At 64.7% G+C, this 24,628-nt stretch carries 23 protein-coding genes; 17 read left to right on the forward strand and 6 right to left on the reverse strand.

The window, feature by feature from the left end; translation table 11 throughout:
- The first annotated feature begins 39 nt into the window (after positions 1–39).
- From WDB71_RS12265 to WDB71_RS12275, 3 genes are all read left to right on the forward strand, one after another.
- A complete protein-coding gene (locus tag WDB71_RS12265; RefSeq protein WP_341501873.1) occupies positions 40–552 on the forward strand; it encodes a DUF2059 domain-containing protein in 513 nt (170 codons plus the stop codon).
- 330 nt (positions 553–882) lie between these two features.
- A complete protein-coding gene (locus WDB71_RS12270; RefSeq protein ID WP_341501874.1) occupies positions 883–2,268 on the forward strand; it encodes a DUF4397 domain-containing protein in 1,386 nt (461 codons plus the stop codon).
- Between the two features lie 104 nt (positions 2,269–2,372).
- Positions 2,373–2,885 carry a DUF6515 family protein gene (locus tag WDB71_RS12275; protein ID WP_341501875.1) on the forward strand — a complete coding sequence of 171 codons (513 nt, stop codon included), beginning with the start codon at positions 2,373–2,375 and terminating at the stop codon, positions 2,883–2,885.
- A gap of 12 nt (positions 2,886–2,897) precedes the next feature.
- Here the strand turns inward: WDB71_RS12275 and WDB71_RS12280 are convergent, their stop codons facing one another.
- Positions 2,898–3,128 (reverse strand): hypothetical protein, encoded by a 231-nt coding sequence (locus WDB71_RS12280; protein WP_341501876.1) that lies wholly within the window; start codon positions 3,126–3,128, stop codon positions 2,898–2,900.
- A gap of 346 nt (positions 3,129–3,474) precedes the next feature.
- Between WDB71_RS12280 and WDB71_RS12285 the strand changes: the two genes are divergently transcribed.
- Both WDB71_RS12285 and WDB71_RS12290 read left to right on the forward strand, forming a co-directional pair.
- Entirely contained in the window at positions 3,475–4,506 is a 1,032-nt protein-coding gene (locus WDB71_RS12285; protein ID WP_341501877.1) for a hypothetical protein, read from the forward strand.
- Between the two features lie 493 nt (positions 4,507–4,999).
- Positions 5,000–5,239: a nickel-binding protein gene (locus WDB71_RS12290; RefSeq protein ID WP_341501878.1), complete on the forward strand. Its 240-nt coding sequence runs from the start codon at positions 5,000–5,002 to the stop codon at positions 5,237–5,239.
- Positions 5,240–5,351: 112 nt separating this feature from the next.
- Here WDB71_RS12290 and WDB71_RS12295 read toward each other — a convergent pair whose 3' ends face one another.
- From WDB71_RS12295 to hldE, 3 genes are all read right to left on the reverse strand, one after another.
- On the reverse strand, positions 5,352–6,545 hold the full coding sequence (locus tag WDB71_RS12295) for an ISL3 family transposase (protein ID WP_341501879.1): 1,194 nt from the start codon (positions 6,543–6,545) through the stop codon (positions 5,352–5,354).
- 190 nt (positions 6,546–6,735) lie between these two features.
- Positions 6,736–7,986 (reverse strand): lipid IV(A) 3-deoxy-D-manno-octulosonic acid transferase, encoded by a 1,251-nt coding sequence (gene waaA, locus WDB71_RS12300; protein ID WP_341501880.1) that lies wholly within the window; start codon positions 7,984–7,986, stop codon positions 6,736–6,738.
- A gap of 2 nt (positions 7,987–7,988) precedes the next feature.
- Positions 7,989–9,416, reverse strand: coding sequence for a bifunctional D-glycero-beta-D-manno-heptose-7-phosphate kinase/D-glycero-beta-D-manno-heptose 1-phosphate adenylyltransferase HldE (gene hldE / locus WDB71_RS12305; RefSeq protein WP_341501881.1), 1,428 nt, complete (start codon positions 9,414–9,416; stop codon positions 7,989–7,991).
- Between the two features lie 117 nt (positions 9,417–9,533).
- Here hldE and lpxL point away from each other — a divergent pair, with 117 nt between their 5' ends.
- Positions 9,534–10,469, forward strand: a complete 936-nt coding sequence (gene lpxL, locus WDB71_RS12310) for an LpxL/LpxP family Kdo(2)-lipid IV(A) lauroyl/palmitoleoyl acyltransferase (RefSeq protein WP_341501882.1) — start codon at positions 9,534–9,536, stop codon at positions 10,467–10,469.
- A gap of 27 nt (positions 10,470–10,496) precedes the next feature.
- Here lpxL and glnE read toward each other — a convergent pair whose 3' ends face one another.
- The gene (gene glnE / locus WDB71_RS12315) at positions 10,497–13,277 is read right to left on the reverse strand and encodes a bifunctional [glutamate--ammonia ligase]-adenylyl-L-tyrosine phosphorylase/[glutamate--ammonia-ligase] adenylyltransferase (RefSeq protein ID WP_341501883.1); all 2,781 of its coding nucleotides are present in this window, start codon (positions 13,275–13,277) and stop codon (positions 10,497–10,499) included.
- Between the two features lie 147 nt (positions 13,278–13,424).
- On the opposite strand from glnE, the gene WDB71_RS12320 reads away from it, so the two are divergent.
- The 8 genes from WDB71_RS12320 to WDB71_RS12355 all read left to right on the forward strand — a co-directional run bounded on the left by WDB71_RS12320 (position 13,425) and on the right by WDB71_RS12355 (position 20,144).
- A complete protein-coding gene (locus WDB71_RS12320) occupies positions 13,425–14,360 on the forward strand; it encodes a hypothetical protein (protein WP_341501884.1) in 936 nt (311 codons plus the stop codon).
- A gap of 12 nt (positions 14,361–14,372) precedes the next feature.
- On the forward strand, positions 14,373–15,278 hold the full coding sequence (locus WDB71_RS12325) for a DUF350 domain-containing protein (RefSeq protein WP_341501885.1): 906 nt from the start codon (positions 14,373–14,375) through the stop codon (positions 15,276–15,278).
- Position 15,279: 1 nt separating this feature from the next.
- Positions 15,280–16,983 carry a polyamine aminopropyltransferase gene (locus WDB71_RS12330; protein WP_341501886.1) on the forward strand — a complete coding sequence of 568 codons (1,704 nt, stop codon included), beginning with the start codon at positions 15,280–15,282 and terminating at the stop codon, positions 16,981–16,983.
- Between the two features lie 80 nt (positions 16,984–17,063).
- Positions 17,064–17,477 carry a DUF2170 family protein gene (locus tag WDB71_RS12335; RefSeq protein ID WP_341501887.1) on the forward strand — a complete coding sequence of 138 codons (414 nt, stop codon included), beginning with the start codon at positions 17,064–17,066 and terminating at the stop codon, positions 17,475–17,477.
- A gap of 27 nt (positions 17,478–17,504) precedes the next feature.
- The gene (locus WDB71_RS12340) at positions 17,505–18,203 is read left to right on the forward strand and encodes a PspA/IM30 family protein (RefSeq protein ID WP_341501888.1); all 699 of its coding nucleotides are present in this window, start codon (positions 17,505–17,507) and stop codon (positions 18,201–18,203) included.
- A gap of 66 nt (positions 18,204–18,269) precedes the next feature.
- Positions 18,270–18,917: a hypothetical protein gene (locus tag WDB71_RS12345; protein ID WP_341501889.1), complete on the forward strand. Its 648-nt coding sequence runs from the start codon at positions 18,270–18,272 to the stop codon at positions 18,915–18,917.
- Entirely contained in the window at positions 18,914–19,249 is a 336-nt protein-coding gene (locus WDB71_RS12350) for a hypothetical protein (RefSeq protein ID WP_341501890.1), read from the forward strand. The genes WDB71_RS12345 and WDB71_RS12350 overlap by 4 nt, the downstream gene beginning before the upstream one ends.
- A gap of 94 nt (positions 19,250–19,343) precedes the next feature.
- Complete coding sequence (locus WDB71_RS12355; RefSeq protein WP_341501891.1) at positions 19,344–20,144, forward strand: potassium channel family protein; 801 nt, start codon at positions 19,344–19,346, stop codon at positions 20,142–20,144.
- Here WDB71_RS12355 and WDB71_RS12360 read toward each other — a convergent pair.
- Positions 20,132–21,649 (reverse strand): CYTH domain-containing protein, encoded by a 1,518-nt coding sequence (locus tag WDB71_RS12360; protein WP_341501892.1) that lies wholly within the window; start codon positions 21,647–21,649, stop codon positions 20,132–20,134. The two genes, WDB71_RS12355 and WDB71_RS12360, sit on opposite strands and share 13 nt — an antisense overlap.
- Positions 21,650–21,802: 153 nt before the next feature.
- Between WDB71_RS12360 and WDB71_RS12365 the strand changes: the two genes are divergently transcribed.
- The 3 genes from WDB71_RS12365 to WDB71_RS12375 all read left to right on the forward strand — a co-directional run bounded on the left by WDB71_RS12365 (position 21,803) and on the right by WDB71_RS12375 (position 24,531).
- The gene (locus WDB71_RS12365) at positions 21,803–22,483 is read left to right on the forward strand and encodes a TIGR00153 family protein (RefSeq protein WP_341501893.1); all 681 of its coding nucleotides are present in this window, start codon (positions 21,803–21,805) and stop codon (positions 22,481–22,483) included.
- Between the two features lie 12 nt (positions 22,484–22,495).
- The gene (locus WDB71_RS12370) at positions 22,496–23,764 is read left to right on the forward strand and encodes an inorganic phosphate transporter (protein WP_341501894.1); all 1,269 of its coding nucleotides are present in this window, start codon (positions 22,496–22,498) and stop codon (positions 23,762–23,764) included.
- A gap of 185 nt (positions 23,765–23,949) precedes the next feature.
- Positions 23,950–24,531, forward strand: coding sequence for a TIGR04211 family SH3 domain-containing protein (locus WDB71_RS12375; RefSeq protein ID WP_341501895.1), 582 nt, complete (start codon positions 23,950–23,952; stop codon positions 24,529–24,531).
- Positions 24,532–24,628 lie beyond the last annotated feature (97 nt).

Consider the following 24,628-nt stretch of genomic DNA (forward strand, 5'->3'; position numbering starts at 1 on the left):
ATAAAACCAGGCCCGAACGGGCCATTGGAGGACACCATGATGAAAAAGACCCTGGCCACCCTGGCCCTGTGCACCCTGCCGCTGCTGGCCAGCGCCGCCAGCGACAACGCCCGTGCCGACGTGAAGGAGCTGATGCAGGTGGCCAAGGCCGACGCCATGATCGACAGCATCTACGGCCAGATGGAACAGATGATGGTCGGCATGAGCCAGCAGCTGGGCGTCCAGGCCGACGAGCGGGACATCTTCAACCACCACTACAAGAAGATGACCGAGCTGATGAAGGCCGAGATGAGCTGGCAGAAGCTGGAAGGCCCCATGACCGATCTCTATCTCAAGCACTTCAGCGAAAAGGAAATCCAGGATCTGCTGGCCTTCTACAAGACCGAAAGCGGCCAGGCCGTGCTCGCCAAGATGCCCCAGCTGATGGGCGAGTCCATGCAGCTGGGCCAGCAGATGGCCATGGCGCTGATGCCGCAACTGCAGCAGCTGAGCCAGGAGCTGGAACAGGAACTCCAGGCCCACCGCCAGGCCAAGGCTGAAAAGGCAGAATAAGCAAGGGGCCCAGGTGGCCCTTTTTTACGCCCCCACGGCCGGTTGGGATGGTTCCTGGACTGGTTCTGGATCAGGGAAGAGCGGCCGGAAGGGGACGGGCTGTGCCCTGAACCGCTCTCCTCATCCCAGGGGCCTGCCGGCCCCTTTTTCTTCCCCCCTCGTTGACGGTTGCTGGCAGTTCAGGCAAATCGTCGAAAAGCGACGCCGAAGGCGCAAACTTGGGTGAACCTCTGTAAAGCAATGCAAAGCCGTTGAACCCGGGCCTTGCAACCCACTCTAGAGCCGTTGCCTGCGGACTTTTCCGTACGGCCAACACAAGGAGAGGATCCCATGTTCAACAACAAAAACGGTCCTAATGAGGCCATCACGCGCAAGACGTTGTTGCCCGCAACCCTGCTCGCGCTGCTACTGGGTGGTTGCAGCACCGACGGCTCGGATGACGGTGAAACCGGCTATGTGCAGCTCTACAACGCCTCGGCCAACGCACCCACCCTGTATCCGACCATAGACGACAACCAGCACAGCGGCGCCGCCTTCGGCAGGGCCGTCAGTCGACTGGAATACGACACCGGCAGTTATGATTTCAGCCTGTCCTGGACGGCGGCCGACGACACCCAGGTCGATTTCTACGACGAGTCGCTGAAGATCAACAACAATCAGGTGAGCTTTATCGCCGTGGCGGGCGACTTCGCCAGCCCGCAAACCCTGGTCTACCAGTTTGCCGTCGAGGATCCGGACGAGGACTTCAGCTTCCGTTTCTTCAACCTCAGCAACCAACAGGATCTGGACCTCTACATTTCCGAAGGCCATGAAAGCTTTGCCGACGCCGAGCTGGTGGGCAGCTACAGCTACCTGGCCATGTCGGAAAGCCACTTGGTGGAACTGGGCAACTACAGGTTCTACCTGACCGCCGCCGGCAACCAGGAGGTGCTGTTCGAATCCGGCGACATCGGCTTCACCTACACCAGCCAGTACAAGCTGATCGCCCGTGCCAACACCGGACCGGGTCAGTCGAGCCTGGTACTGGACCTGGTCAGCAATTCCTCCGGCGCCACGGCCCTGGACGACATCAATGCCTCGACCCGGCTGCAGATCTACCACGGCATCCCGGAGGCGCCCAGCACCGATCTCCACCTGGGCCAGGTGGACGACAGCCCTGAACTGACCCAGGTTGCGCCGCATAGCCTCAGCGGCGAATTACTGCTGGCCCCCGGTGACTTCAGCCTGCAGCTGGTCCAGGCCGAAGGCAACGCCTTGATCAGTCAGAACCATCTGGTCACCCTCAATCCCAACGACGACAGGACCGTCTTCTTCTATACCGACATCGAGATCGATGAAGAAACCGACGAACAAACCCGGGAGATCAGCACCATCATCGTCGACAACGCCACCAATGACGGCCTCTACGAACACCATATCGATGTGGTCAACCTGGTGCAGGCGTACGACTACCTGAACGTCTACTTCGTACGCGGTAACGAGACCATCGACACCGCCGCCTACAAGCTGAGCAGTATCGGCAACGAGAGCGAGGCCATTACCCTGCCAAACGGCGACTACCAGGTATTGGTGACCACCAGCGGCAACAGCAACAGGCTGCTGCTGGCCAGCACGGTGTTGGCGCTGGACGAGGATCAGCCCAACCAGTTCCTGGTGGTGGAAGATGGCGACCAGGAGGGCAGCTTTACCCTGACCAGGGTGACGCAGACGCCATGAACAAAGGGGCCAGCGGCCCCTTTACCCTTTTTTACGCCGGCCCGAACCTTCTTTGCCCGGCACCCCTTAGGCTGTTGCCAACCTATTTCAGTGAGGAACTTAAGATGCCAAAAACCAGATGCCTTATCTGCCTGCTGCCGTTGTCGCTGGCCCTGAGTGGTGGTGCCTGGGGCCATGACCATCACGACAACCATCGCAAGGCCCAGGTCGTCAAGGTGTTGCCGAAAAAAGGCGTGAAGATCAGCTTCCGGGGCAGTCCCTACTTCTTTGCCAACGGCGTCTTCTACCGCAAGGGCAGCGGCGGTTATATGGTGGTCACCGCCCCCGTCGGTATCCGCGTGACCACCCTGCCCGCCCACGCCAGGCGCCTGAGCCATTACCCCTACCCCGTCTACGTGGTTGGCAGCACCTATTACCGCTGGCATGCCGACGCCAGGATCTACGAGGTGATCGCGCCGCCAGATGCCGAACTCCAGCCCGGCCAGCAGCTGAACCGCCTGCCGGAAGGAGCGACCAGCTTCATGGAGGACGGGGTACTGTACTTCCGCTACCGGGGCCATCGCCTGCTGCCGGTGAAAAACGGCAAGGATACCCGCTACGTGGTGCTGGTGCCGTGACGCCCCGGGTGCTCAGCCCTTGGCGCCCCTGCCGGCCTCCTGCTCTTGGCGGACCCAGACGAAGGTCAGGTACATCTTGGCGGGCAGCGACAGGGCCATGCCCAGCGCGCTGATGATGATACCGGTGACGCCCATGGCTTCGGTGGTGTCGCTGAAGTTGTGCAGGTAGAGGCCGAGCAGGTTCAGGCAGAAGCCGGTGATCATCACGGCCTTGAGCAGGCGGAGCAGGGTCCGGTCTTTCATGGCCTGCGCCCCTATCCAGGAAGATATTCTCAGCCTTGTCGCTGGTACGGCCGCCTACTCTGATGCAGATCAGGCCGGTGCCCTTTCCCGTCAGCCGGGCCGGACGCCGCCCTGTGCCGGCGAGCAGCCGGTTGCGTCGAGCGCCCGAGGCGCATAACCTAGGGGCCGTTCAAGGATGACGTCATAGCCAATGTCCCCGGGCGCACAGGAAGGCGAAGCGCCGCACCTTATGCCACTCCATACCCAATCCCTTGGGACCATGGTTGCCGGACATCCTCAGAGCCGACAGTCAGCAACCCCGGGTACACCTCGCTACCCGGACAACGCCTTCAAGGGAATGAAAAGCATGATTCTGCAAATACTGGGTGTGATATTTCTGGTGGTGCTCCTGGCCATCGGCCTCTTCGTGTGGCGAGTCTACCGCCAGATAAAGCGCCATGGCGGCTCAGATCTCGCTGTGGCCATGTCCGTGCTGCCCTCACAATCGTTGGAACTCGAGCCCGCCAACCGTGACGACTGGCAGGAGCAGGAGCGCCTGGCCCATACCGAGGGGGAGCTGAAGAAAATCGGCGCCCGGCACCTGGGTTATTTCTGCACCGAAAGCGGGCTTGCCAGCATCCGGATCTCCCTGTGGGACATCAAGGACCAGGCGGTGGCCGCCCTTTACGAAGCGCAAGCCGATATTGACGGCAGCCATGTCAGCTTCATCCAGGAAGTGGCCTGCCGAATCGACGCCGGCAGCGTCTGCATCACCTCCAACCCCCACGCCAGCTACGACCACCGCCCGAAGGAACACATCATCGCCTTCAACGAATCACCGTCCATCATCGCCTTTATCAAGGCCCTGAAGGACGAGCTCCCTGCCGGCAAGAAACCGCTGAAAATCGACGATGCCAGGGACTTTTTCATCTCCTGCTACGAAGACACCGCCGAGTGGAGTTGGCGCAAGGAGCAGCTCGCCAGCGATAGGACGCAGCAGACCCTGGCCGCGGTGGGCGTCAAGGTCACAGACGACTTGATGGCCGAGCTTATCGAGATTGGCGAAAACTACGCCGTGCAGACGAACGTCAACAGGGCGAGACGACTGTTGGCCAAGCAGACGACCCTGAGCGTCGAGCAGTGGGAAAAGGTCCGGGACCGCCTGGTATTCATCAACGAAAGGATGCAGTCCCATCACCTGCTGGACGCCCTATATGAACTGGCCGGTGACCTGACCGAAAATCAGGAACAAGTGCTGGAAGGCTTCGAGCGCAACAGCGACGAGCTGGTCGACCCCATCTCCGCCTTCCAGATGCTGGTCAGCGCCCTGGACCTCAAGGCAAAGCGCGTCGCCAAACTCGACAGCCCCGTCAAGACAGAGTGTTACCTGGCTCTTTGAGCATGGCGCCAGGGCGAAAATGGCCGCGCAGCGGCCAAATCGGCTTCCCTTTGAGGGCGCTGAGCAGAAACGAGCGTGAGCTGATAGCCAGCAGGGTGAGCCTCGAAGCAAAGAGCGCTGCTCTTTGCGCTGGCGAACGCGAGCCCCAGGACGGGCGAGCCGGGAGGTACCGCCAGGGATGGCTTTCAGCTAGGGCTCATCAAAAAAGTCACTCCCCCGGAAGGGGAAACCTGAAGAAAGCCGCACGAAAATAAAAAAGCCTCCAGATAAAGGCCGCTTTCTCAAAGAAGGCTCCAAGGGCCCAAAGTAAAGAATTCCCTGTCAAGCTCCACTCAGCGAGTGATCAACAGTGACAACGCCCTAACCAGCACCATCCGGAACTAAACTTGTAATTGAGGGGTGAATCGACGAGGAGGTCGTCGTTGAGCGCTCTTCCCTACCTGCCACGAGACGCTCGACGAGCAATGCAGCAAGGCAGGTGGAGGCAACAGCCATGCCACGCTTTATCGATGCCCATCCCATGCAGCCCTTCACGGCAGATCAGCTGAAACAGCTGCAGGACGCGCCACCGGATGAGTTCGGGGTCACCCACTACGACATTATCTTCAGCGAGAAAGACAACAAGATCTACTGCGTGCTGGACGCCCCGGACGCCGAAGCCATCCACAAACACCACCAAAAGGCCGGTATCAGCTGCGAGTGGGTTCACGAGGTGAAAACCACCCGCGGCTAGCACGCTTTTCTGATGCCGCATGGGATATGGCCTGACCAGGCCTCAGGGACGGGGCCGGCAACCCGGGATCCACCACGGGTCCCGGAAAGGTTCGCGCACACAAAAAAAAGGTTCATCGCGGATCTCCGGGGAAGGCGGCTTTTATCTTCAGGAAGAAGTACTCCAGATCCCGATAGCCATAAGCCATCCGCTTCATCAGTTTGATTTTGTTGTTCATCCCCTCCAGCCGGCAGGTATGGAGGGGATAGCTGGCGGAAGCGACTATCCCTGGCAAGTAGGGTTTTAGCTTACGGGCGAACTGCAACAGCGGCGCGATGCCACTTTCCTCCACCTGCTGCCACCAGAGCCGCCATTGGCGATGGGCCGTTTGCTCATCGCGGCAGTACCACAGCGCCTTCAACTGCTCCTTGAGCACGTAGACCACCATCAGATCACGGTTGGCGGCCAGCAAGGCTTCGAGGCGGCCACGTTCCTTGTCATTGAGATTGCCCTCGTTTTTGAGCAACACCCAGCGGCTACGCTTGATATGACGGCGGGCCTGCTGCTCGGTGCCCTGGGCCTTGGCACAGTCGAGCCGCACCCGGTCAATCACCTCCCGGCCATACTTGGCCACCACATGGAACAGGTCGTAGACCACCCTGGCGTTGGGGCAATGCGCCTGCACCTCCAGATCGAAGGCGGTGTTCATGTCCATCGCCACGGCCTCGATCTGCTGACAGCGTTCGCCTAGCCGCTCGAAGAAGGGCCGGATGCTGCGGCGACTGCGTCCCTCGCCTATCCACAACACCTGGTGGGTATCCGCATCGGCGATGACGGTGGCGTAGCGGTGGCCCTTGAACAGGGCGAACTCATCCATGACCAGTCGTCGCAACCGGGACCAGTCGGGCTCGGTGACCTGCCGCTGCAGGCGGCGCTTGTCGATGGCCTTCACGGTGTGCCAGTGCAGCCCCAGCAGTTCACCGACCTGCTTGACCGGCAGTAACGCCAGTAGGCGTTCGGCGTAGCGTTCCAGACGGCAGCTCAAACGGGCGAAGGGACGCAGCCAGGAGATGTGTTCGGTCCCTCGGCCGCACTGATGGCAGTTAAGCCGTCGCACCGGCACCTTGAGGGTCACGGTATGGTCCATCAGTGCGCGATCGGCGACCGTTCTCCAGGTGGTGTCGTGGACGGCTTGGGCCAGCTTGCCGCAACGACAGCAGGGCGGGCGATTGGGGCTGAGGTGAATGGTGAGATGTTGGTCGTGTTGCTCTATGTGGTCGGGGCTAAAGCCTTCCCACAGCTCGAACGGAAGGGTAAGCTGCGACATCGAAAACGGCTGGTTGGTTAGTGTCTTTGTTTGGCGACATCACAATAACCTATCCAGCCGTTTTCACATCTATTCCCCGCTAATGTGCGAAGAACCAAAAAAAAAGCAGCCCAGAAAAGGCTGCTTCCTTCACGCCAGAGCATCCAGATGTCGGGTATCGCTTTTGCTCCAACCTACGGGACCAACGGCCTTACTCCGCCAAAAGCAGCAAGGACAACGTCCTAGCCAGCGCCCCCTGGTTGGCCCTGACCACCCTGAGCCCCGCCTCGCCGGCGGCACTGCGCCGGGCCGGATCCACCAGCAGATCACGGATATCCCCCGCCAGGCTCTCGGCCGAGGTCAGCTTGCAGTTGCCGGCGGCCACCAGGCCCAGGGTGATCTCCTGGAAGTTGAAGTAGTGGGGGCCGATCAGGGTCGGCAGCGCCAGGGCCGCCGGCTCCAGCAGGTTGTGGCCGCCCACAGGCACCAGGCTGCCGCCCATCACCGCCAGATCGGCGGCGCCCAGCAGCACCAGCATCTCGCCCATGGTGTCGCCCAGGTACAGCTGCTCGTTAAGGCTCACATCCTCGCCGCTGCTGCGGCGCACATAAGCCAGCTGCTGTTCCTCGATGAGGGTCGCCACCCGGTCGAAGCGCTCCGGGTGCCTGGGCACCAGCACCAGCAGCGCCCTGGGGTAGTCGCTCAGCAGGCGCTTGTGGGCCTCCAGCAGCAGGGCGTCCTCGCCGTCGTGGGTGCTGGCGGCTATCCACACCGGTCGCTGGCCGAAGCCGGCCCTAAGGGCCCTGCCCTGCTCCCTTACCGCCTCGTCGACCTGGATGTCGAACTTGATGGAGCCGGTCACGTGCAACCGCTTTGCCTCCAGGCCCAGGGCCAGGAAGCGCTCGCCCTCGGCCTCGGTCTGCACCAGCACCTGATCCAGGCGCCGCATCAGATCCCGGGCCAGGGGCCTGACCCTGAGGTACTGCCGGAAGGACTTCTCGGACAACCGGGCGTTGACCAGCGACACCCTGATGCCGCGCTTGTCGGCAAAGGCCAGGGTGTTGGGCCAGAGTTCGGTCTCCATGATCCACAGCTCCCTGGCCTCGAGACGGCGGAAGAAGCCCCACACCAGGGGCCAGAGATCGTAGGGAGCATAGGAGTGGAGCACGTCGTCGCCCAGGGCTTCGTTAACCCTGTCATAGCCGGTGCGGCTGGAGGTGGTGACCAGGATCCGCTTGTGGGGATCCTCGGCCAGCACCTGCTTGAGCAGTGGCAGGGCGGCGATCACCTCGCCCACCGACACCGCATGGACCCAGATGTCCACCTGGCCCAGGCTCGGCCCCAGGCCGAAGTGCTCCCGGCCCTTGGCGCCGAAGCCGGCCCGGCCCCTGGGCCAGTACAGCCAGGCCAGCAGCAGGGGGAACAGGCAGCTCAGCAGCAGGTTGTAGAGGAGCCTGGCCACGCTCAGGAATTGTCCATGATGCGCTGGATGATGCCGGTGGTGGAGCAGCCGTCCTTGAACTGCAGCACCCTGACCTCGCCGCCATTGGCGATCACCTCGGCGCCGCCGGCGATGTCCTCGGGCTTGTAGTCGCCGCCCTTGACCAGCAGGTTGGGCAGGATGCGGGCGATCAGGCGCTGGGGGGTGTCCTCGCCGAAGGGCACCACCCAGTCCACGGCGCCCAGGGCCGCCAGCACCGCCATGCGCCGCTCCAGGCTGTTGACGGGACGGCCGTCGCCCTTGAGGCGGCGCACCGAGTCGTCGTCGTTGACGGCGACGATCAGCCGGTCGCCCAGCTTGCGGGCCTCCTGCAGGTAGGCCACATGGCCGGCGTGGAGTATGTCGAAGCAGCCATTGGTCATCACCACCGTCTCGCCCCGGGCCTGGGCCTCGCGCACCGCCACCTCCAGAGAGTCCTCGGACAGGGCGCCGAAGCCGGACTCCTTGTCGTGGCACAGCGCCTCGGCCAGCTCGAAGGGGCTGACCGTGGAGGTGCCCAGCTTGCCGACCACGATGCCGGCGCTGACGTTGGCCAGGGCGCAGGCCTCGGGCAGGCTGGAGCCGGCGGCCAGGGCGGTGGCCAGCACCGAGATCACGGTGTCGCCGGCGCCGGTGACGTCGAACACTTCCTTGGCGGTGGCCGGCAGGTGCACCTCTGGGCCGTCCAGGCGAATGAGGGTCATGCCCTGCTCTGAGCGGGTCACCAGCAGCGCTTCCAGCTCATATTGCTGCACCAGTTCTTTGCCCTTCTGCACCAGTTCGGCGGTGCTGGCGCAGTGGCCGACCACGGCCTCGAACTCGCTGAGGTTGGGGGTCAGCAGGGTGGCGCCGCGGTAGCGCTCGAAGTCGGTACCCTTGGGATCCACCAGCACCGGCTTGCCGGCCAGGCGGGCGGCCTGGATCAGCCCCTGGACGTTGCTCAGCGCGCCCTTGGCGTAATCGCTCAGCACCACCACCTGGGCAGCGGCCAGGGCGGACTCGTACTGGCCCTGCAGGGGCTCGGCATCGCCGGCGCCGAAGGCGTCCTCGAAATCCAGGCGGATCAGCTGCTGGTGCCGGGACAGGATGCGCAGCTTGGTGATGGTGGGATGGGTACCGACGGCGGTGAGCTGGCTGGTTACGCCCACGGCATTAAGGCGGGTCTTGAGGGCCTCGGCGGCCTCGTCCCGGCCCACCAGGCCCTGCAGGGTGGCGTTGGCGCCCAGGGCGGCCACGTTCAGGGCCACGTTGGCGGCGCCGCCGGGGCGCTCCTCGATCTGCTCCACCTTGACCACGGGCACCGGCGCCTCGGGAGAGATGCGCTTGGTGGGACCATGCCAGTAGCGGTCCAGCATCACATCGCCCAGCACCAGCACGCGGGCATTTTCAAAGGCAGGGAGGTTCAGCTTCATGATGATTGTCAGTACCTTGCAAATTCTCGGCTCATCTTACCACAGCCTTTGACGGGCTTGGCATGGCCCGAGCTTGGGTTACACTGTGCGCTTTGCTGAACAGACACGGAGCCGACCTTGGCCATTCAGAAAGTCGAGGCCCCCAAATTTCGCCTGGCCTTGCTGCACCCCAGATTCTGGCCCACCTGGCTGGGCGTTGCCTTCTTATACCTGATCTCCTGGCTGCCCCACCGCCTGCAGTTGGCCCTGGGCCGGGGCCTGGGCGCCCTGCTGGGCAAGGTGCTGAAAAAGCGCGCCAGGATAGCCAGGCGCAACCTGGAGCTGTGCTTCCCGGAAAAGAGCGAGGCCGAGCGGGAGCAGCTGCTGAAGGAAAACTTCAAGGCCACCGGCATCGCCATGATCGAGACCGGCATGGCCTGGTGGTGGCCCAACTGGCGCATCCAGAAGCACATGCAGGTGGAGGGCCTGGAGCACCTCAACGCCCACCTGGAGCAGGGCCGCGGCGTGATCCTGCTGGCCATGCACTTCGTGACCCTGGAGATGGGCGGGCGCATGTTCGGCCAGCTGCACCCGGGGGTGGGCTTCTACCGCCCCCACAACAACGACCTGATGGAATACCTGCAGTACCACGGCCGGGTGCGCTCCAACAAGTACCTGATCCAAAAGCGCGACGTGCGCGGCATGATCCAGGCCCTGCGGGAAGGGGAAGTGGTCTGGTACGCCCCGGACCAGGACTACGGCCGCCGCCGCGCCGAGTTCGTGCCCTTCTTCCACGTCCAGGACGCCGCCACCGTCACCGGCACCTCGCTGTTCGCCCGGGAGGGCCAGGCCGCCGTGGTGCCCTTCGTGCAGACCCGGCTGCCCGGCGGCCAGTACCGCCTCAGCTTCTACCCGGCCATGGCCGACATGCCAAGCGGCGACGACCGCCAGGACGCCATCGCCATCAACCAGATCATCGAGCGGGAGATCCGCAAGCAGCCCGAGCAGTACATGTGGGTGCACCGGCGCTTCAAGACCAGGCCAGATCCGGACGCGCCGTCCCTGTACGACTGAGAAAAACGGGCCTGTTGGCCCGTTTTTTTATGCGAAGGTTTTCTGCCACAGGGCCTGGACCGCTTGGCGCTCCGCCAGCAGGGTATCGGCCGGCACCAGCCGATCCTGGCCCTGCAGCACCTGGCGGTGGCCGGCCTCCCGCAGCGCCAGGTAAGTCCTTTTCAGGCTCTCGGCGTCGGCCTCGGCCAGGATCCCCTCGGCGGCCAGGGCCTCCAGCTGGCGCACGTTGTCGCTGAAGGTGAGGATGCGCGGGTGCTCGTGGCCGTGCCTGAGCAGCAGGTACTGGACCAGGAACTCGATGTCGGTGATGCCGCCCGGGCCCTGCTTGAGATCCAGCAGCCCGTCACGGCCGCCGTCCAGGTGACTGCGCATCTTGTCGCGCATGGCCACCACCTCGGCCTTGAGCTCCTCCTCTGCCCTGGCCTTGGCCAGCACCGCCAGGCGAGTCTGCTCGAAGCGCTGGCGCAGCACCGGCCGGCCGTGCACCGAGCGGGCCCGGCTCAGGGCCTGGTGCTCCCAGCACCAGGCCTCCTTGTGCTGGTAGTCGGCAAAGGCGTCCAGGGTGCTGACCAGCAGCCCGGAGGCGCCGGAGGGACGCAGCCTGGTGTCTATTTCGTAGAGCACCCCGCTCAGGGTGCGGGTGCTGAGCAGGTGGGTGAGCTTCTGCACCACCTTGAGGTAGAACTGGCGGCTGCCGATGGGGCGCTCGCCATCGGTCTGGCTGTCGCCGCCGGCCACCAGGAACACCAGATCCAGATCCGAGCCATAGCCCAGCTCCAGGCCGCCGAGCTTGCCGTAGCCCAGCACCAGCAGATCCTCCGGGCCCTGGGCCGGCGGGCTGCCGTGGCGCACGGCCACAGAGCGCCAGGCCAGCTGGATGCAGGCCGCCACTATGGTTTCGGCCAGGCGGCTCAAGTGATCGCTCACCTTCATCAGCGGCATCACCCCGGACAGGTCGGCGGCGGCGATGCGCAGGCTCTGGGCGGCCTTGAACTGGCGCAGCGCCTCCATCTGCCCTTCCAGGTCGTCCGGCTCGATGCGCAGCAGGTAGCGGTCCAGCTCCGGCTGGTAGTCCTGCAGCGGCAGCGGCGAATGCAGGTGGCGGGGATCGATGAGCTCGTCCAGCAGCAGCGGCATGGCGGTGAGCTGGTCGGCCACCAGGCGCGACGCCGCCAGCAGCTTGATCAGCTGGGCCCGGGCGCCGGGGTTTTCCAGCAGCAGCTCCAGGTAGACGGTGCGGCTGACCAGGGTCTTGAGCAGCGCGGTGAGCCGGGCCACGGTCGCCACCGGCTCGGCCAGGCCGCGCAGCTGCCAGAGCAGCATCGGCAGCAGCTTTTCCAGGCGCCGGCGGCCGCGCTCGCCCATGGGCCGGGCCGCCAGCTCCGCCAGCAGGTTGGCAACGGCTTCGGCGAGCTCCTGGTCCAGTTCCAGGCTGACGCCGCCCTCCAGCAGCAGCCTGGCCAGCTCGTCGCTGCTCCACCGGGCGGCGGTGATGCTGGTCAGGGCCTCGGGCAGCTCGCTCTCGGCCTGGGGCTCGTCGCCTATGGATTCCCGGAACAGCCGGTGCACCAGGGCCTGGTGGCGCGCCAGCTCGGCGCTGAAATCCTGCCAGGAGGCAAAGCCCTGCAGGGCGGCCAGGCGCAGCCGGTCCAGCTCGCCGCTGGGCAGGGTCTGGGTCTGCTTGTCGGCAATGGCCTGGAGGTTGTTCTCGGCGCAGCGCAGGAACAGGTAGGCGGCCCTGAGCGCCCGGCCCTCGTCGTCGGTGAGCACGCCCAGGCGGACCAGCTCCTCCAGGGCCGCCAGCAGCGACTGGGTGCGCAGGGTCGGCTCCCGGCCACCACGGATGAGCTGGAACACCTGCACCAGGAACTCCACCTCGCGGATGCCGCCCGGGCCCAGCTTGAGGTTGTCCTTGAGGCCGCGGCGGCGGATCTCGGTCTCGATCAGCCGCTTCATGTCCCGCAGCGAAGCCAGGGCCGAGTAGTCCAGGTAGCGGCGGTACACGAAGGGCCTGAGCAGCTCGCTGAGCTCGTCCTCGTGGCCGCCGGCCCGGCCCATGCAGCGGGCCTTGATCATGGCGTAGCGCTCCCACTCCCGGCCCTGGGACTGGTAGTAATCCTCCAGGGCGTCGAAGGACAGTACCAGGGGCCCGGACTCGCCGTAGGGGCGCAGGCGCATGTCGACCCGGTACACGAAGCCGTCCGTGGTCACCTGATCCAGGGCCTGGATCAGCTTCTGACCCAGCTTGACGAAGAATTCCTGGTTGTCGTAGCTGCGTCGCCCGCCCCGGGTCTCGCCGGCCCTGGGGTAGGTGAAGATGAGGTCGATGTCGGAGGAGAAGTTGAGCTCGCCGCCGCCCAGCTTGCCCATGCCCAGCACCAGCAGTGGCTGGGGCCGGCCCTCGGCGTCGCAGGGGGTGCCGCGCAGGGCGCATTGCTGCTCGTAGAGCCAGTCCCGGGCGGCGACGATCAGGGTCTCGGCCAGCCTTGACAGCGCCTCGATGCGCGCCACCTCGTCCATCTGGCCGTCCTGGCTGAGCCAGATCAGGGCGCACAGCCAGCGCTTTCGCCACAGCCTGAGCGCCTGCCAGAGTTCGGCCTCGCTGGTGCAGGCCCTAAGCTCGGGGCCGGCGTCCATGGCCTTGAGGTCCGCCGGCGTCAGGGCCAGCAGCCAGGCCGGCCAGTCGCCAAAGCCCAGGCAGCATTCCAGCAGGAAGTCGCTGCAGGCCAGGCGCTGGCCAAGCCGCTGTTGCTGTTCCCGGCTCAGCTCGGCCAGCTGCTCGGGGTGCCGCTCTTGCAAGCGGCTCAATGATGCTTCAGCCTGTAGCATCAAGGCCTTGGGCCACTTTGTCATGGATGCCATCCTTGTGGACATATTATGTCAGGCATGCTATCTGTAAAACCTACCCTATTCACCCAAGAGGACGCCATGGATCTCAGGCTTACTCTCCGGCCCTTGAGGTGGCTAACCGCATTGCTGGTGCTGATGTTAACGGCCTGCGGCGACCCGCTACAAGACGAGCTGGATATCCAGTCCAAGATCGCCACCCAGCAGGTCAACGAGCTGGGCACCGCCCTGGATCAGGACAAGCTGCGCAACGCCCGCCTGCTCAAGGACTACGCCAAGCGCGTCAAGGACCTCAAGCCGGATTACGCTTCCCTGGTCGATGAACTGGCCAAAGACGCCAGCCGCCAGGGCCCCCTGTACCAGTCCCTCCAGGAGCGCCTGGAGACGGCCCTGAACCAGCCGGAGCAGTTCGCCAAGCCCGAGGAGCGGCTCCGGGAGCTGATCAACATCCGCGAGGCCGCCGACAAGATCCTCTTCAACGACGCCCTGGCCGATCCCCTCAACGTGCTGGCGGATCTCTCCGGCGGCGCCCTGCCCAGGGTCAATGCCCTGCCCAAGGCCCAGAGCCAGCAGGCCAACCAGGCCGAGGACTTCGGCGCCGGCAGCCAGCTGATCGGCAACCCCGGCTACGGCCAGTGGGTGCAACGGGACGGCATGAGCTTCTGGGAGTGGTACGGCATGTACGCCCTCTTCTCCAACCTCTTCGACAGGCCCATCCATTACGACCGCTGGTCCAGGCACAGGGATTATTCCTACTATTCGGACTATGGCCGCTACCGTTACACCAAGCCCAGGGACTACCAGCGCCAGCAGCAGCGGGCCCAGAAGGCGTTCAAGAGCGACAGCCGCTTCAAGAGCCCCTATGCCAAGAGCCGCACCGGCGCCAGCCGCCTCAGCCAGGCCAGCCGCCAGGCCCCCAAGACGGTGCAGCAGGCCAGCAAGTTCCGCGGCGGCGGCAGCAAGTTTGCCAGCAAGTCCAAGTACAACTCGAGCTTCAGAAACAGCCAGAATCGCACCAGCCGCGGCGTCAGGCGCGGTAAATAACAGGGAACGACCATGAACCAGATCTTGGATTTTCTCACCATCAACCAGAGCCTGGCGGTGATCCTGCTCATCGACCTGGCCATCGCCATCGCCCTGCTGGGCACCATGCGCTTCGTCACCGGCTGGCTGGCCAAGACCGACTCCACCGCCGAGCTGGCCAGCAAGGACAATATCGCCTTCGGCATCAGCGTGGCCGGCTCGGTCGGCGCCCTGGGCATCATGCTCACCGGCGCCATCACCGGCGAGGCGGCGCTGTCCTACAGCACCGAGGCCATCGGCATGGCCGCCTACGGCATCGCCGGCCTGCTGCTGATCAAGGCCGGCCGCTGGATCCACGACAAGGTGGCCCTGAACGCCCTGGACAAGCGCGAGCAGATCATCGACCACGGCAACGTGGCCGTGGCCCTGGTGGACGCCGCCTCCGCCATCGCCACCGCCGTGGTGATCCGCGCCGTGCTGCTGTGGGCCGAGGGCCTGACCCTGGGCACAGTGCTGTCGGTGCTGGCCGGCTTCGCCCTGTCCCAGGTGCTGCTGGTGGCCATCACCCGCCTGCGCGAGAGCGGCTACGCCAAGCGCAATCCCGGCGAGAGCCTGCAGCAGGCGCTGGTCCGCGGCGAGCTGGCGGTGGCCGTGCGTCATGCCGGCCAGCTCATCGCCACCGCCCTGGTGGTCAAGGCCGCCAGCCACTTCCTTGAGTTCAATCCCGAGGCGCTGCTGGCCACCCTGGCCACCTGGCTGGTCATCACCCTGGTGCTGGCGCTGCTGCTGACCGCCCTGGTCTGGCTGGCCCGGTCGCTGATCCTCTACCGCATCGACCTCAATAGCGAGGTGGAGCAGCAGCACAACACCGGCATCGCCGCCGTGGAGATGGCCATCAGCATCGCCATCGCCCTGATCCTCACCGCGCTGATGGTGTGACGTGGGCGAAACCCAAAGGAGGCTGTTCGACGACAGCCTGCTTATCGGCATCATGGCGGTGCTGGCCGCCTGCGGCCTGATCTACGAGTACCTGCTGTCCCATTACGCCGGCCGGGTGCTGGGCACCCTGGAGAGCGCCATCTACGCCATGATCGGCCTGATGATCGTCTCCATGGGCCTGGGCGCCTTCGCCGCCCGCAAGGTGAGCCATCCCTACCGGGGCTTCGTCTGGCTGGAGCTGGCCATCGCCCTGGTCGGCGCCAGCGCCGTGCTGGTGGTGGCGGCCCTGATCGGCTTCACCCAGCTGCTGCCGACCCTGGTGGCCGACACCTTCGCGCTGCCGCCGGACATCCGTCCCCAGGGCGGCCTGTTCGCCGTCCTGCAGAAGGCCGCCAGCTACGGCCCCTACCTGGCCGGCACATTGCTCGGCTTTTTGGTGGGCATGGAGATCCCACTGATCGCCCGGGTCCGGGAAGACGTACACCAGCGCCACCTCCAGCACAATGCCGGCACCATCTACGGCGCCGACTATATCGGCGCCGGGGTCGGTGCCGCCCTCTGGGTGCTGGTGATGCTGCGCCTGCCCATCAGCGAGGCCGCCGCCTGGACCGCCAGCCTCAACCTGGTGGCCGGCCTGGCCTTCCTGTGGCGCTTCTGGAGCCAGATGCGGCGCCCGGCGTTGCTGCTGGGCCTGCACCTGGGCCTGGCGGGCCTGGTGGCCGCCATCGGCTTCAGGGGACCGGAACTCAACCAGCAGCTGTCGGCGCTGCTGTACCAGGACAAGGTGGTGCACCAGGCCCAGACCCCCTACCAGCACCTCACCTTCACCGAACGCCTCAGCGGCAACGGCAACGCCGAGTACCGCTTCTACCTCAATGGCCGGCTGCAGTTCTCCAGCCTGGACGAACACATCTACCACCGCATGCTGGTGCATCCGGCCCTGCTGGCGGCCCGGGCGCCCAAATCGGTGCTGATCATCGGCGGCGGCGACGGCCTGGGGCTGCGCGAGGTGCTGCGCTGGGATATCGAGGAGGTCACCCTGATCGACCTGGACGAGCAGCTGCTGGCGCTGTTCCAACAGCCCGAGCAGGAGCTGCCGGGCCGGCTGGGCCGGGCCATGGCCAGGCTCAACCAGGGCAGCCTCAGGGATCCGCGCCTGACCCTGATGCCGGGGGACGCCTTTATCCGCATCGACGAGCTGGCCCAGGCCGGCCGGCGCTTCGATGCCGTGATCATCGACCTGCCGGATCCCAGCCACCCGGATCTCAACAAGCTCTACAGCCAGCAGTTCTATGCCCGGCTGCGCAACCTGCTCAGCGGCGACGGCGCCCTGGTGGCGCAGTCCACCAGCCCCTGGTTCGCCCAGAAGGCCTTCATCTCGGTGGCCAAGACCCTGGCCGCCGCCGGCTTTGCCGACGTGGCCCAGTACCATGTCAACGTGCCCAGCTTCGGGGAATGGGGCTTCAGCCTGGCGGTACCGGCCGGCCCCGGGGTGAAGGAACGGCTGGCCCGGCCACTGCCCTTCGAGGACGACTGGCTGAACAGGGACATCCTGCTGGCCGCCTTTGCCTGGCCCTCCTACTTTTACCGGGACCAGGCCGAGGTGCAGGTGAACTGGCTGGGCAGCCATGTGCTCTACCAGTACCACCAGCAGGCCTGGGCCTCGGAGCAGGGCCTCAGCAACCCGCTGTCGGGCAGTGAGTAAAAAAGATGCAGGGAAGGCTTGACATAAAATGTCAGGCTGCTAGATTGAACCACATGACATATTATGTCGAGGGAGAAAAGATGAACATCCACAAGATTGCCAACCACCTCAACAGCCTGGGCGACAACGCCGAAAGCGGCTTCAACTTTGATTGTCAGCCCATCTCCGGCGAGGTGGACGTACTGCAGGTGACCATCCAGGGTCGCGAGGAGATCCCGGTCTTCGTCTCCGTCAGCGACGACCAGATCCTGGCCATCAGCTTCCTGTGGGGCGAGGCAGAAGTGAGGGAAGAGCGCCGGGTCGAGATGCTGGAAGCCATGCTGGAAATGAACATTCCCATGCCGCTGTCCGCCTTCTCCAAGATCGGCGACAAGTACGTCATCTTTGGCGCCCTCAGCATCAACTCCAGCCTCTCGGACATCGAGCACGAACTGGCGGTGCTGTCCGAGAACGCCCTGGAAGTGATTGACGACATGAGTGATTTCCTGCGCTAACGCGCACCGACAAGTGAGGTTCCTATCATGAGCATCTTCAAGAAAGTAATGACTGCCCTGCGCGGTGGTGCGCGGGAAGTGGGCGAAGCCATAGTCGACGCCAACAGCACCCGTATCTTCGAGCAGGAGATCCGCGACGCCGAGAACCACCTGACCAAGGCCAAGCGCGACCTGACCGATGTCATGGCCAAGCAGATGGCCGCCGGCCGCGAAGTGGAGCGCCTGCGCCGCGACATCAGCGAGCACGAAGGCTATGCCAGCGCCGCCCTGGCCAAGGGTGACGAGGCCCTGGCCCTGGAAGTGGCCGAGAAGATCGCCGCCCTGGAGGCCGAGCTGTCCGAGCAGCAGGGCATACACGACAGCTTCAGCGCCAGCGCCGATCGCCTCAAGGATCTGATCAAGAAGACCGAGCGCCAGCTGGCCGACTACCAGCGCCAGCTGTCCATGGTCAAGACCACAGAGAGCGTGCAGAAGGCCACCGCCGCCATCACCGACAACTTCACCTCCTCCAACTCCAAGCTGCTCAACGCCAAGGAGTCCCTGGAGCGCATCAAGGCCAAGCAGCAGGCCTTCGACGACCGCATGCAGGCCGCCGAGCAGCTGCAGGCGGAAGATTCCGACCAGAGCCTCAAGGCCAAGCTGGAAGCGGCCGGCATCGGTCCCCAGAAGGCCTCCGCCAACTCGGTACTGGACAGGCTCAAGGCCAAGAACAACCCTCAAGGTTGATGCGTGCGAGATCCCACCAACCTTCTTTGGCGGCCCCTGGCCGCCCTTTTTGCTTGAGGTAAGCCCGTGTTTGGAAAATGGTTTGGCAACAAGGCCGCCCCGGAGCGGCAAATCCAGCGCCCCCAGGAGCTGCAGGTGGGCGACATGATCCAGCTCACCGACAGCTTCGCCCTGCCTGGCGAACTCAGGGGCAAGATGCTGCAGGTGACCGAGGTCAACACCCAGGAGTTCGAGCGCGAGCACGGCCCCGAGTTCATCCTCAAGGGCGACCAGCCAGGCCTGCTCTACCTGACCCTGGATCAGGACGACGAGACCTGGCTGTGCTTCTCCAAGCGCATCTCCCGGGAGCAGGTGGACGCCCTGTTCGGCCTGGAGGCCTTCGGCGCGCTGTTCGAGGAGCCCGGCGAGGCCCAGCTGGAGGCCAGGGCGCTGCCGGCCCTGGACGGCTGGCACGGCGACCACTATGTGCAGGACGCCTTCGCCCAGATGGGCTACTTCCATCGCCAGGACTACCGCGGCGGCCAGCCGCCGGCCCATGAGGGCCGGGATGCCGGCGAGCCCTTCGAATACTACGGCCTGGGCAGCGCCGACGAGCGCTACCGGGTCGAAGTGGAGGTCTACGAGGACGGCGAGACGGACGTCAGCCTGACCCTGGTGCGGCCCCTGTCCGACATCCGCGGCTACTTCCCGGGCCAGCACGGGCAGCCGTCATGAGCAAGAAGCCCCTGCCCGAGAAATGGCAATCCTCGGTCAAGGCCGCCAAGGCGGTGCAGGTGGCCTTCGACCTGGATGCCAGGCTGCAGTACGCCATCCGCCGCAGCGCCCTGGAGGAGGGCCTGAGCCCCTCGGATCAGATCCGCACCCTGCTGGAGCTGCCGGTCAGCCGCCGCCCGAAAAGGCCGCGCCTGACCGTGTCCCTGTCCCAGGACGACTACCGGCTGCTGGCCGAGCGCTACGGCCTGGGCATGGACGACCAGCTGGAGATCAAGCGCCGCTGCCTGGACGAGCTGGTGGAAAAGGCCGAGCTCATCGACAAGGAACTCTGACAAGGGCGCCCCAGGCGCCCTTTGTTAAGCCGGGCTGGAAATCCGCCGGCCACTCCTGAACAATGGCCGAAAACCAAGGACAGGAGCCCAATCCTTGAAAGCCCCGCTACGCATACTGCCCCCCAGCGCCTTCGAGCTGGCCATGATGGTGTTGTCCATCCTCTCCGTGGTGATCATAGTGCTGCACCAGTTCGGCCCCTTCAGCCCGGACGAGAAGGAACTGCTGCTCTATGTGGACACCGGCATCTGCCTGATCTTCCTGACCAACTTCTTCTCTGGCCTGATCAGGGCCAGCGACAAGAAGCGCTTCATCCGCACCCACTGGATCGACTTCCTGGCCTCCATCCCGGCCGTGGACGTACTCCGCTACGGGCGGATCTTCCAGGTGCTGAGGGTGATGCGGATGCTGCGGGTGGCCAACCAGGTGATCCGCCACCTGATGAAGGAAAGCGAAAGCGCGGTGCTGGCCTCCATGCTGCTGATCATGGTGGTGGTGGTGGGCGGCAGCGCCATCGCCATACTGCTGACCGAAGCCGGCCGGGAAGGCTCCAACATCGCCACCGCCGAAGATGCCATCTGGTGGTCCCTGGTCACCATCTCCACCGTCGGTTACGGCGACTATTACCCTGTGACCACCGCCGGGCGCATCATCTCCGCCGTGGTGATCATCGCCGGGGTGTCGCTGTTTGGCGGCCTGTCGGGCCTGGTGGCCTCCAAGCTGCTGCACCCCAAGACGGAAGAATCCCTGGAGGAATCGGAAAGGCACCTGGCGGCCAGCGAAGACCGCCATATGGCGGACATGAAGGCGCACCTGGCCGAGATGAAAAACGAAATGTCCTCCCTGAAGGAGGACATTCGCGAGCTCAAGTCACTGCTGAAAAGTCAGGGCCAGTAGACCGGCAGCTGCATCAGCTGGCGCCTGGACTGCTCCATGGCCAGCATCAGCGAGTCGCGCTTGCGCCTGAGCCAGCGGCCCAGCTGCTCTTCTTCGTCCTCTTCCAGATCCAGGCGCCTGGCCAGCTGCTCTATGCCGTCCAGGCGCTTGAGCTCCTCCAGGCCCAGGCCCAAGTCCTCCAGCAGCTGCAGGAAGGGCTGGGCGGCGGCGCCGTCGTACAGCCTTAGGAAGGTCCTGGCCACAGTAGCGGCCTTGAGGATACGGCTCTCCTGGTCCTGCAGATCCGGCCGGCTCAGCTCCGGCTTGAGGTGCTTCTTCAGCTCCCCATGGGTCCTGGCCAGCTGGGTGTCGGCGAACCACTTCACCGGCTTGTCCAGCTGTGCCAGGGCCTTGTCGTCCAGCTCCGGGCGCCAGCCTCTTTGCAGGGCGAAGCTCAACGCCGCCAGCTTGAGCTGGCTGTAGCGCTGGCTGCGCACCAGGGCCACGAAACGCTGGGGCGGCGGCAGGGAATGGAGGCGGCTCTCGGCCTGGGCCAGCAGCGCCTCCTTGGCCAGGACCTTTTTCAGGAAGGCGCCCTTGCCTTCCAGCACCTTGCTGATCCTGGCCAGGGCCTGGCCGGCCTGGAGTTCGTCGCTGAGCCACTGACATTCCTGGCGCAGCTCGCTGGAGGCCTTGCGCGGCACCAGGGCCCCGAACAGCTGCAGCACCTGGCGGAAATACTGCAGGGCCCTGTCCAGCTCCACCAGAAAACGGGGATCCTGGGTCAGGGCCAGGGCATCCTCGCCCTGCTGCCACTGCTCCAGGGCGCTGAGCAGCGCCGCCTGCAGCACCTGGTCATTACCCATGCGCCGGCCCGCCCTGGGCGCCTTGGCCTTGACGGCCAGGGTCGGCATGCCCTGGGCCACCCAGTGGCCGCGGGCGGCCTTGGACAGGCCCATCATCTGCACCCCGTCCTGGGCCAGCAGCTTGCCGGCCAGGGCCAGCAGGGCGTCCACGTCGCCGCCGACCAGCTCCAGCTCCAGTTCGCGAATGGGCAGCACCAGGCCGCCGGCCTCCACCTGGCCCATGTCCAGGGCTATTTCGATGCGGTTGCTGCCGTCGGACACCAGCCAGGTACGACGTTCGAAGTGGGTGCAGAACTGTTCGGTCAGGGACTGTTGCAGGCCAGCGAGGTCGGTGCCGTCCGGCCAGATCTCGGCGGGGAAATCCGCCAGCACCGGCACATCCCCTGCCAGCGGCAGGTTGTATTCGGGCCTTTGGCTGAGGCCGGCCACGCCGGTGCCGGCGGTCTTGAGGGTCTGTTCCCTGTGCTCGCCGGCCTGGCGGATGCGCAGGCCCATGCCCCAGGCCTTGAGCTGCCTGTCGTCGGTATCGAAGTAGCGATTGCGGAGCTGGCGGGGGCTGCCTTCGGATTCGACCTTGAGGCCGGCCAGCACCGGCTCCAGCCAGGCCAGGGGATCGACGGCGTCGGAAAAACTCAGCTTTATTTCGGTTTCTGTGCCCATTTTTGGCTTTTATTACCGGGGGTTCGACGCCGATTATAGCCAGAGCCCTGGTAAAATAGCAGCCGTTACAGTTTTATTAAGAAATGACATGGGGTACCATGCGCGCCGCATTGACATGATGCCCAAAAATCCATCAAACAAAGGTGCAACAGCATGCCTGCAAACAGCATCCTGGGCCTCTTCGCCAAGTCGCCCATCCGGCCACTGCAGCAACACATCGACAAGGTACACGAGTGCTGCACTAGCCTGCTGCCCTTCTTCGACGCCGTCATGGCGGAGGACTGGGACAAGGCCGAGTCCCTGCGCAACACCATCTCGGCGCAGGAAAAGGAAGCCGACCAGCTCAAGCGGGAGATCCGTCTGACCCTGCCTTCCGGCCTCTTCATGCCGGTGGAACGGACCGACCTGCTGGATCTGGTAAAACACCAGGACAGGATCGCCAACAAGGCAAAGGACATCGCCGGCCGTGTCATCGGCCGCCAACTGCGCATACCCCAGGAATTCGCCGGTGAATTCCGCCAGTACCTGGAGCGCTGCATCGACGCCACCGCCCTGGCCAAGGAAGCCATCAACGAGCTGGATGAACTGCTGGAAACCGGATTCCGTGGCCGCGAGGTCGATCTGGTCAACCGCATGATCAGCAAGCTCGACAAGATCGAAGACGACACCGACCGCCTGCAGGTGAGCCTGCGCCGCCAGTTGCTGGCCATCGAAGCCAACCTCAACCCGGTCGATGTCATGTTCCTCTACTCCATCCTGGAATGGGTAGGCGATCTGGCCGACCGCGCCGAAAGCGTGGGCTCCCGCCTGGAACTGATGCTGGTTCGCAGCTAACAGGAATTCATCATGGATATCATTGCTAACTACGGCACCGAGCTGGTGCTGCTGGCCGGCTTTTTCGGCTTTTTGATGGCCTGGGGCATCGGCGCCAACGACGTGGCCAACGCCATGGGCACCTCGGTGGGCACCAAGTCCCTGACCATCAAGCAGGCGATCATCATCGCCATGGTCTTCGAGTTCGCCGGTGCCTACCTGGCCGGCGGCGAGGTGACCTCCACCATCCGCAAGGGCATCATCGACACCAACGCCTTCGTCGGCCACGGCGATACCCTGGTGCTGGGTATGATCGCCTCGCTGCTGGCGGCCGGCCTGTGGCTGATCCTGGCCTCCCATAACGGCTGGCCCGTGTCCACCACCCACTCCATCATCGGCGCCATCATCGGCTTCGCCGTGGTCGGCGTGGGCATGGAAGCGGTGCAGTGGGACAAGACCCTGGGCATCGTCGGCTCCTGGATCATCACCCCGGCCCTGTCCGGCTTCATCGCCTACATGACCTTCGTGTCGGTGCAGAAGCTGATCTTCGACACCGAAGAGCCGCTCAAGAACGCCAAGCGCTATGTGCCCTTCTACATGTTCCTGACCGCCTTCGCCATCTGCCTGGTGACCATCAAGAAGGGCCTCAAGCACGTGGGCCTGCACCTGACCGATGGCCAGGGCATTCTGGCCTCCCTGGCCGTGTCTGCGGTGGTCATGGCCCTGGGCTACTTCTTCATCGGCCGCCAGAAGTACAACCCGTCCGATGACAAGGAGATGCACTTCTCCAACGTGGAGAAGGTGTTCGCCATCCTGATGGTGCTGACCGCCTGTGCCATGGCCTTTGCCCACGGCTCCAACGACGTGGCCAACGCCATAGGCCCGCTGTCTGCCGTGGTCTCCGTGGTCGAGGCCGGCGGCGCCGTGGCGGCCAAGTCCGCCATCGCCTGGTGGATCCTGCCCCTGGGCGCCTTCGGCATCGTACTGGGCCTGGCCGTCATGGGCCACAAGGTCATGGCCACAGTGGGTACCGGCATCACCCACCTGACCCCCAGCCGTGGTTTTGCCGCCCAGTTCGCCACCGCCGTGACCGTGGTGCTGGCCTCCGGCACCGGCCTGCCCATCTCCACCACCCAGACCCTGGTGGGCGCGGTGATGGGCGTGGGCCTGGCCCGGGGTATCGCCGCCCTGAACCTCAGCGTCATCCGCAACATAGTGGTGTCCTGGGTGGTGACCCTGCCGGCGGGCGCGGCCCTGTCCATCGTCATCTACTTCATCCTGTCCGGCATCGTCCGCGGCTGAAGCACCCCGGTTCGGCCAGACAGCCGAACCGCTCCAAAGGCCATGGCACCGCCATGGCCTTTTTGTTGCGCGCTCCCCGGGCGCGGCCTGATCCCGGGCTGAACAAAAGGGGCCCCTGCCCTTGCCATGGCCCCCGCGACTTTCTAGGATGTGCAGCTAACACATTCAACCATCACCAAAATTCCATGTTGAAACGCGTGCTGCTTGCCTGCCTGGCCCTGATGGCGCCAGTGCTGATGTCGACGCCGGCCCAGGCCGCCGAACAGGCCTACATCAGCGAAGACATCTTTATCTATGTCCATTCCGGCCCCTCCCGCCAATACCGCATCATCGGCTCCATCACCGCCGGCGAGCCGGTGACCGTGCTGGAAAGGGCCGAGGAGTTCATCAAGGTCAAGGGCGCCGACAAGGAAGGCTGGGTGGAAAGCCGCTACGTGACCGAACAGGCCAGCTTCCGCATCACCGGGCCCCGCCTGCAGCAGCAGTTGGCCCAGGCCCGTGCCGAGATCGACCGGCTCAGCAGCGGCAAGAACGCCCTGGGCAGCGAGCTAAACGACATGCAGGACCAGAACCAGCGCCTGAACGCCATGGTCAAGCAGCAGAGCGCCAGGATCGCCGAGCTGGAAGCCCAGGTGGCCAGCATGGATCAGTCCAACCTGATGGGCTGGTTCCTCTACGGTGGCGGCGTGGCCGGTGGCGGCCTGATCCTGGGCCTTTTGCTGCCGCTGTTGATACCGCGCAAGAAACGCAAGGACATGTGGGCTTAACCTCCATCCAGGCCCCGGAAAAAGACGCAGCGTGCCCCAGGCCGCTGCGTTTTTTTATGGCTAAACTCTGACCAGTTTGAGCGGTCAGATTATTGCG

Source organism: Gallaecimonas sp. GXIMD4217, from assembly GCF_038087665.1.
GTDB lineage: Bacteria > Pseudomonadota > Gammaproteobacteria > Enterobacterales > Gallaecimonadaceae > Gallaecimonas.

Excerpts from the sequence above, each read along its gene's own strand:
- WDB71_RS12280 (WP_341501876.1), bottom strand. The coding sequence starts at position 3,128 with ATGAAAGACCGGACCCTGCTCCGCCTGCTCAAGGCCGTGATGATCACC.
- WDB71_RS12375 (WP_341501895.1), top strand. The coding sequence starts at position 23,950 with ATGTTGAAACGCGTGCTGCTTGCCTGCCTGGCCCTGATGGCGCCAGTG.
- WDB71_RS12360 (WP_341501892.1), bottom strand. The coding sequence starts at position 21,649 with ATGGGCACAGAAACCGAAATAAAGCTGAGTTTTTCCGACGCCGTCGAT.
- WDB71_RS12290 (WP_341501878.1), top strand. The coding sequence starts at position 5,000 with ATGCCACGCTTTATCGATGCCCATCCCATGCAGCCCTTCACGGCAGAT.
- WDB71_RS12275 (WP_341501875.1), top strand. The coding sequence starts at position 2,373 with ATGCCAAAAACCAGATGCCTTATCTGCCTGCTGCCGTTGTCGCTGGCC.
- WDB71_RS12270 (WP_341501874.1), top strand. The coding sequence starts at position 883 with ATGTTCAACAACAAAAACGGTCCTAATGAGGCCATCACGCGCAAGACG.
- WDB71_RS12370 (WP_341501894.1), top strand. The coding sequence starts at position 22,496 with ATGGATATCATTGCTAACTACGGCACCGAGCTGGTGCTGCTGGCCGGC.
- WDB71_RS12265 (WP_341501873.1), top strand. The coding sequence starts at position 40 with ATGAAAAAGACCCTGGCCACCCTGGCCCTGTGCACCCTGCCGCTGCTG.
- WDB71_RS12340 (WP_341501888.1), top strand. The coding sequence starts at position 17,505 with ATGAGCATCTTCAAGAAAGTAATGACTGCCCTGCGCGGTGGTGCGCGG.
- WDB71_RS12350 (WP_341501890.1), top strand. The coding sequence starts at position 18,914 with ATGAGCAAGAAGCCCCTGCCCGAGAAATGGCAATCCTCGGTCAAGGCC.
- hldE (WP_341501881.1), bottom strand. The coding sequence starts at position 9,416 with ATGAAGCTGAACCTCCCTGCCTTTGAAAATGCCCGCGTGCTGGTGCTG.
- WDB71_RS12285 (WP_341501877.1), top strand. The coding sequence starts at position 3,475 with ATGATTCTGCAAATACTGGGTGTGATATTTCTGGTGGTGCTCCTGGCC.
- WDB71_RS12365 (WP_341501893.1), top strand. The coding sequence starts at position 21,803 with ATGCCTGCAAACAGCATCCTGGGCCTCTTCGCCAAGTCGCCCATCCGG.
- WDB71_RS12295 (WP_341501879.1), bottom strand. The coding sequence starts at position 6,545 with ATGTCGCAGCTTACCCTTCCGTTCGAGCTGTGGGAAGGCTTTAGCCCC.
- WDB71_RS12335 (WP_341501887.1), top strand. The coding sequence starts at position 17,064 with ATGAACATCCACAAGATTGCCAACCACCTCAACAGCCTGGGCGACAAC.
- WDB71_RS12325 (WP_341501885.1), top strand. The coding sequence starts at position 14,373 with ATGAACCAGATCTTGGATTTTCTCACCATCAACCAGAGCCTGGCGGTG.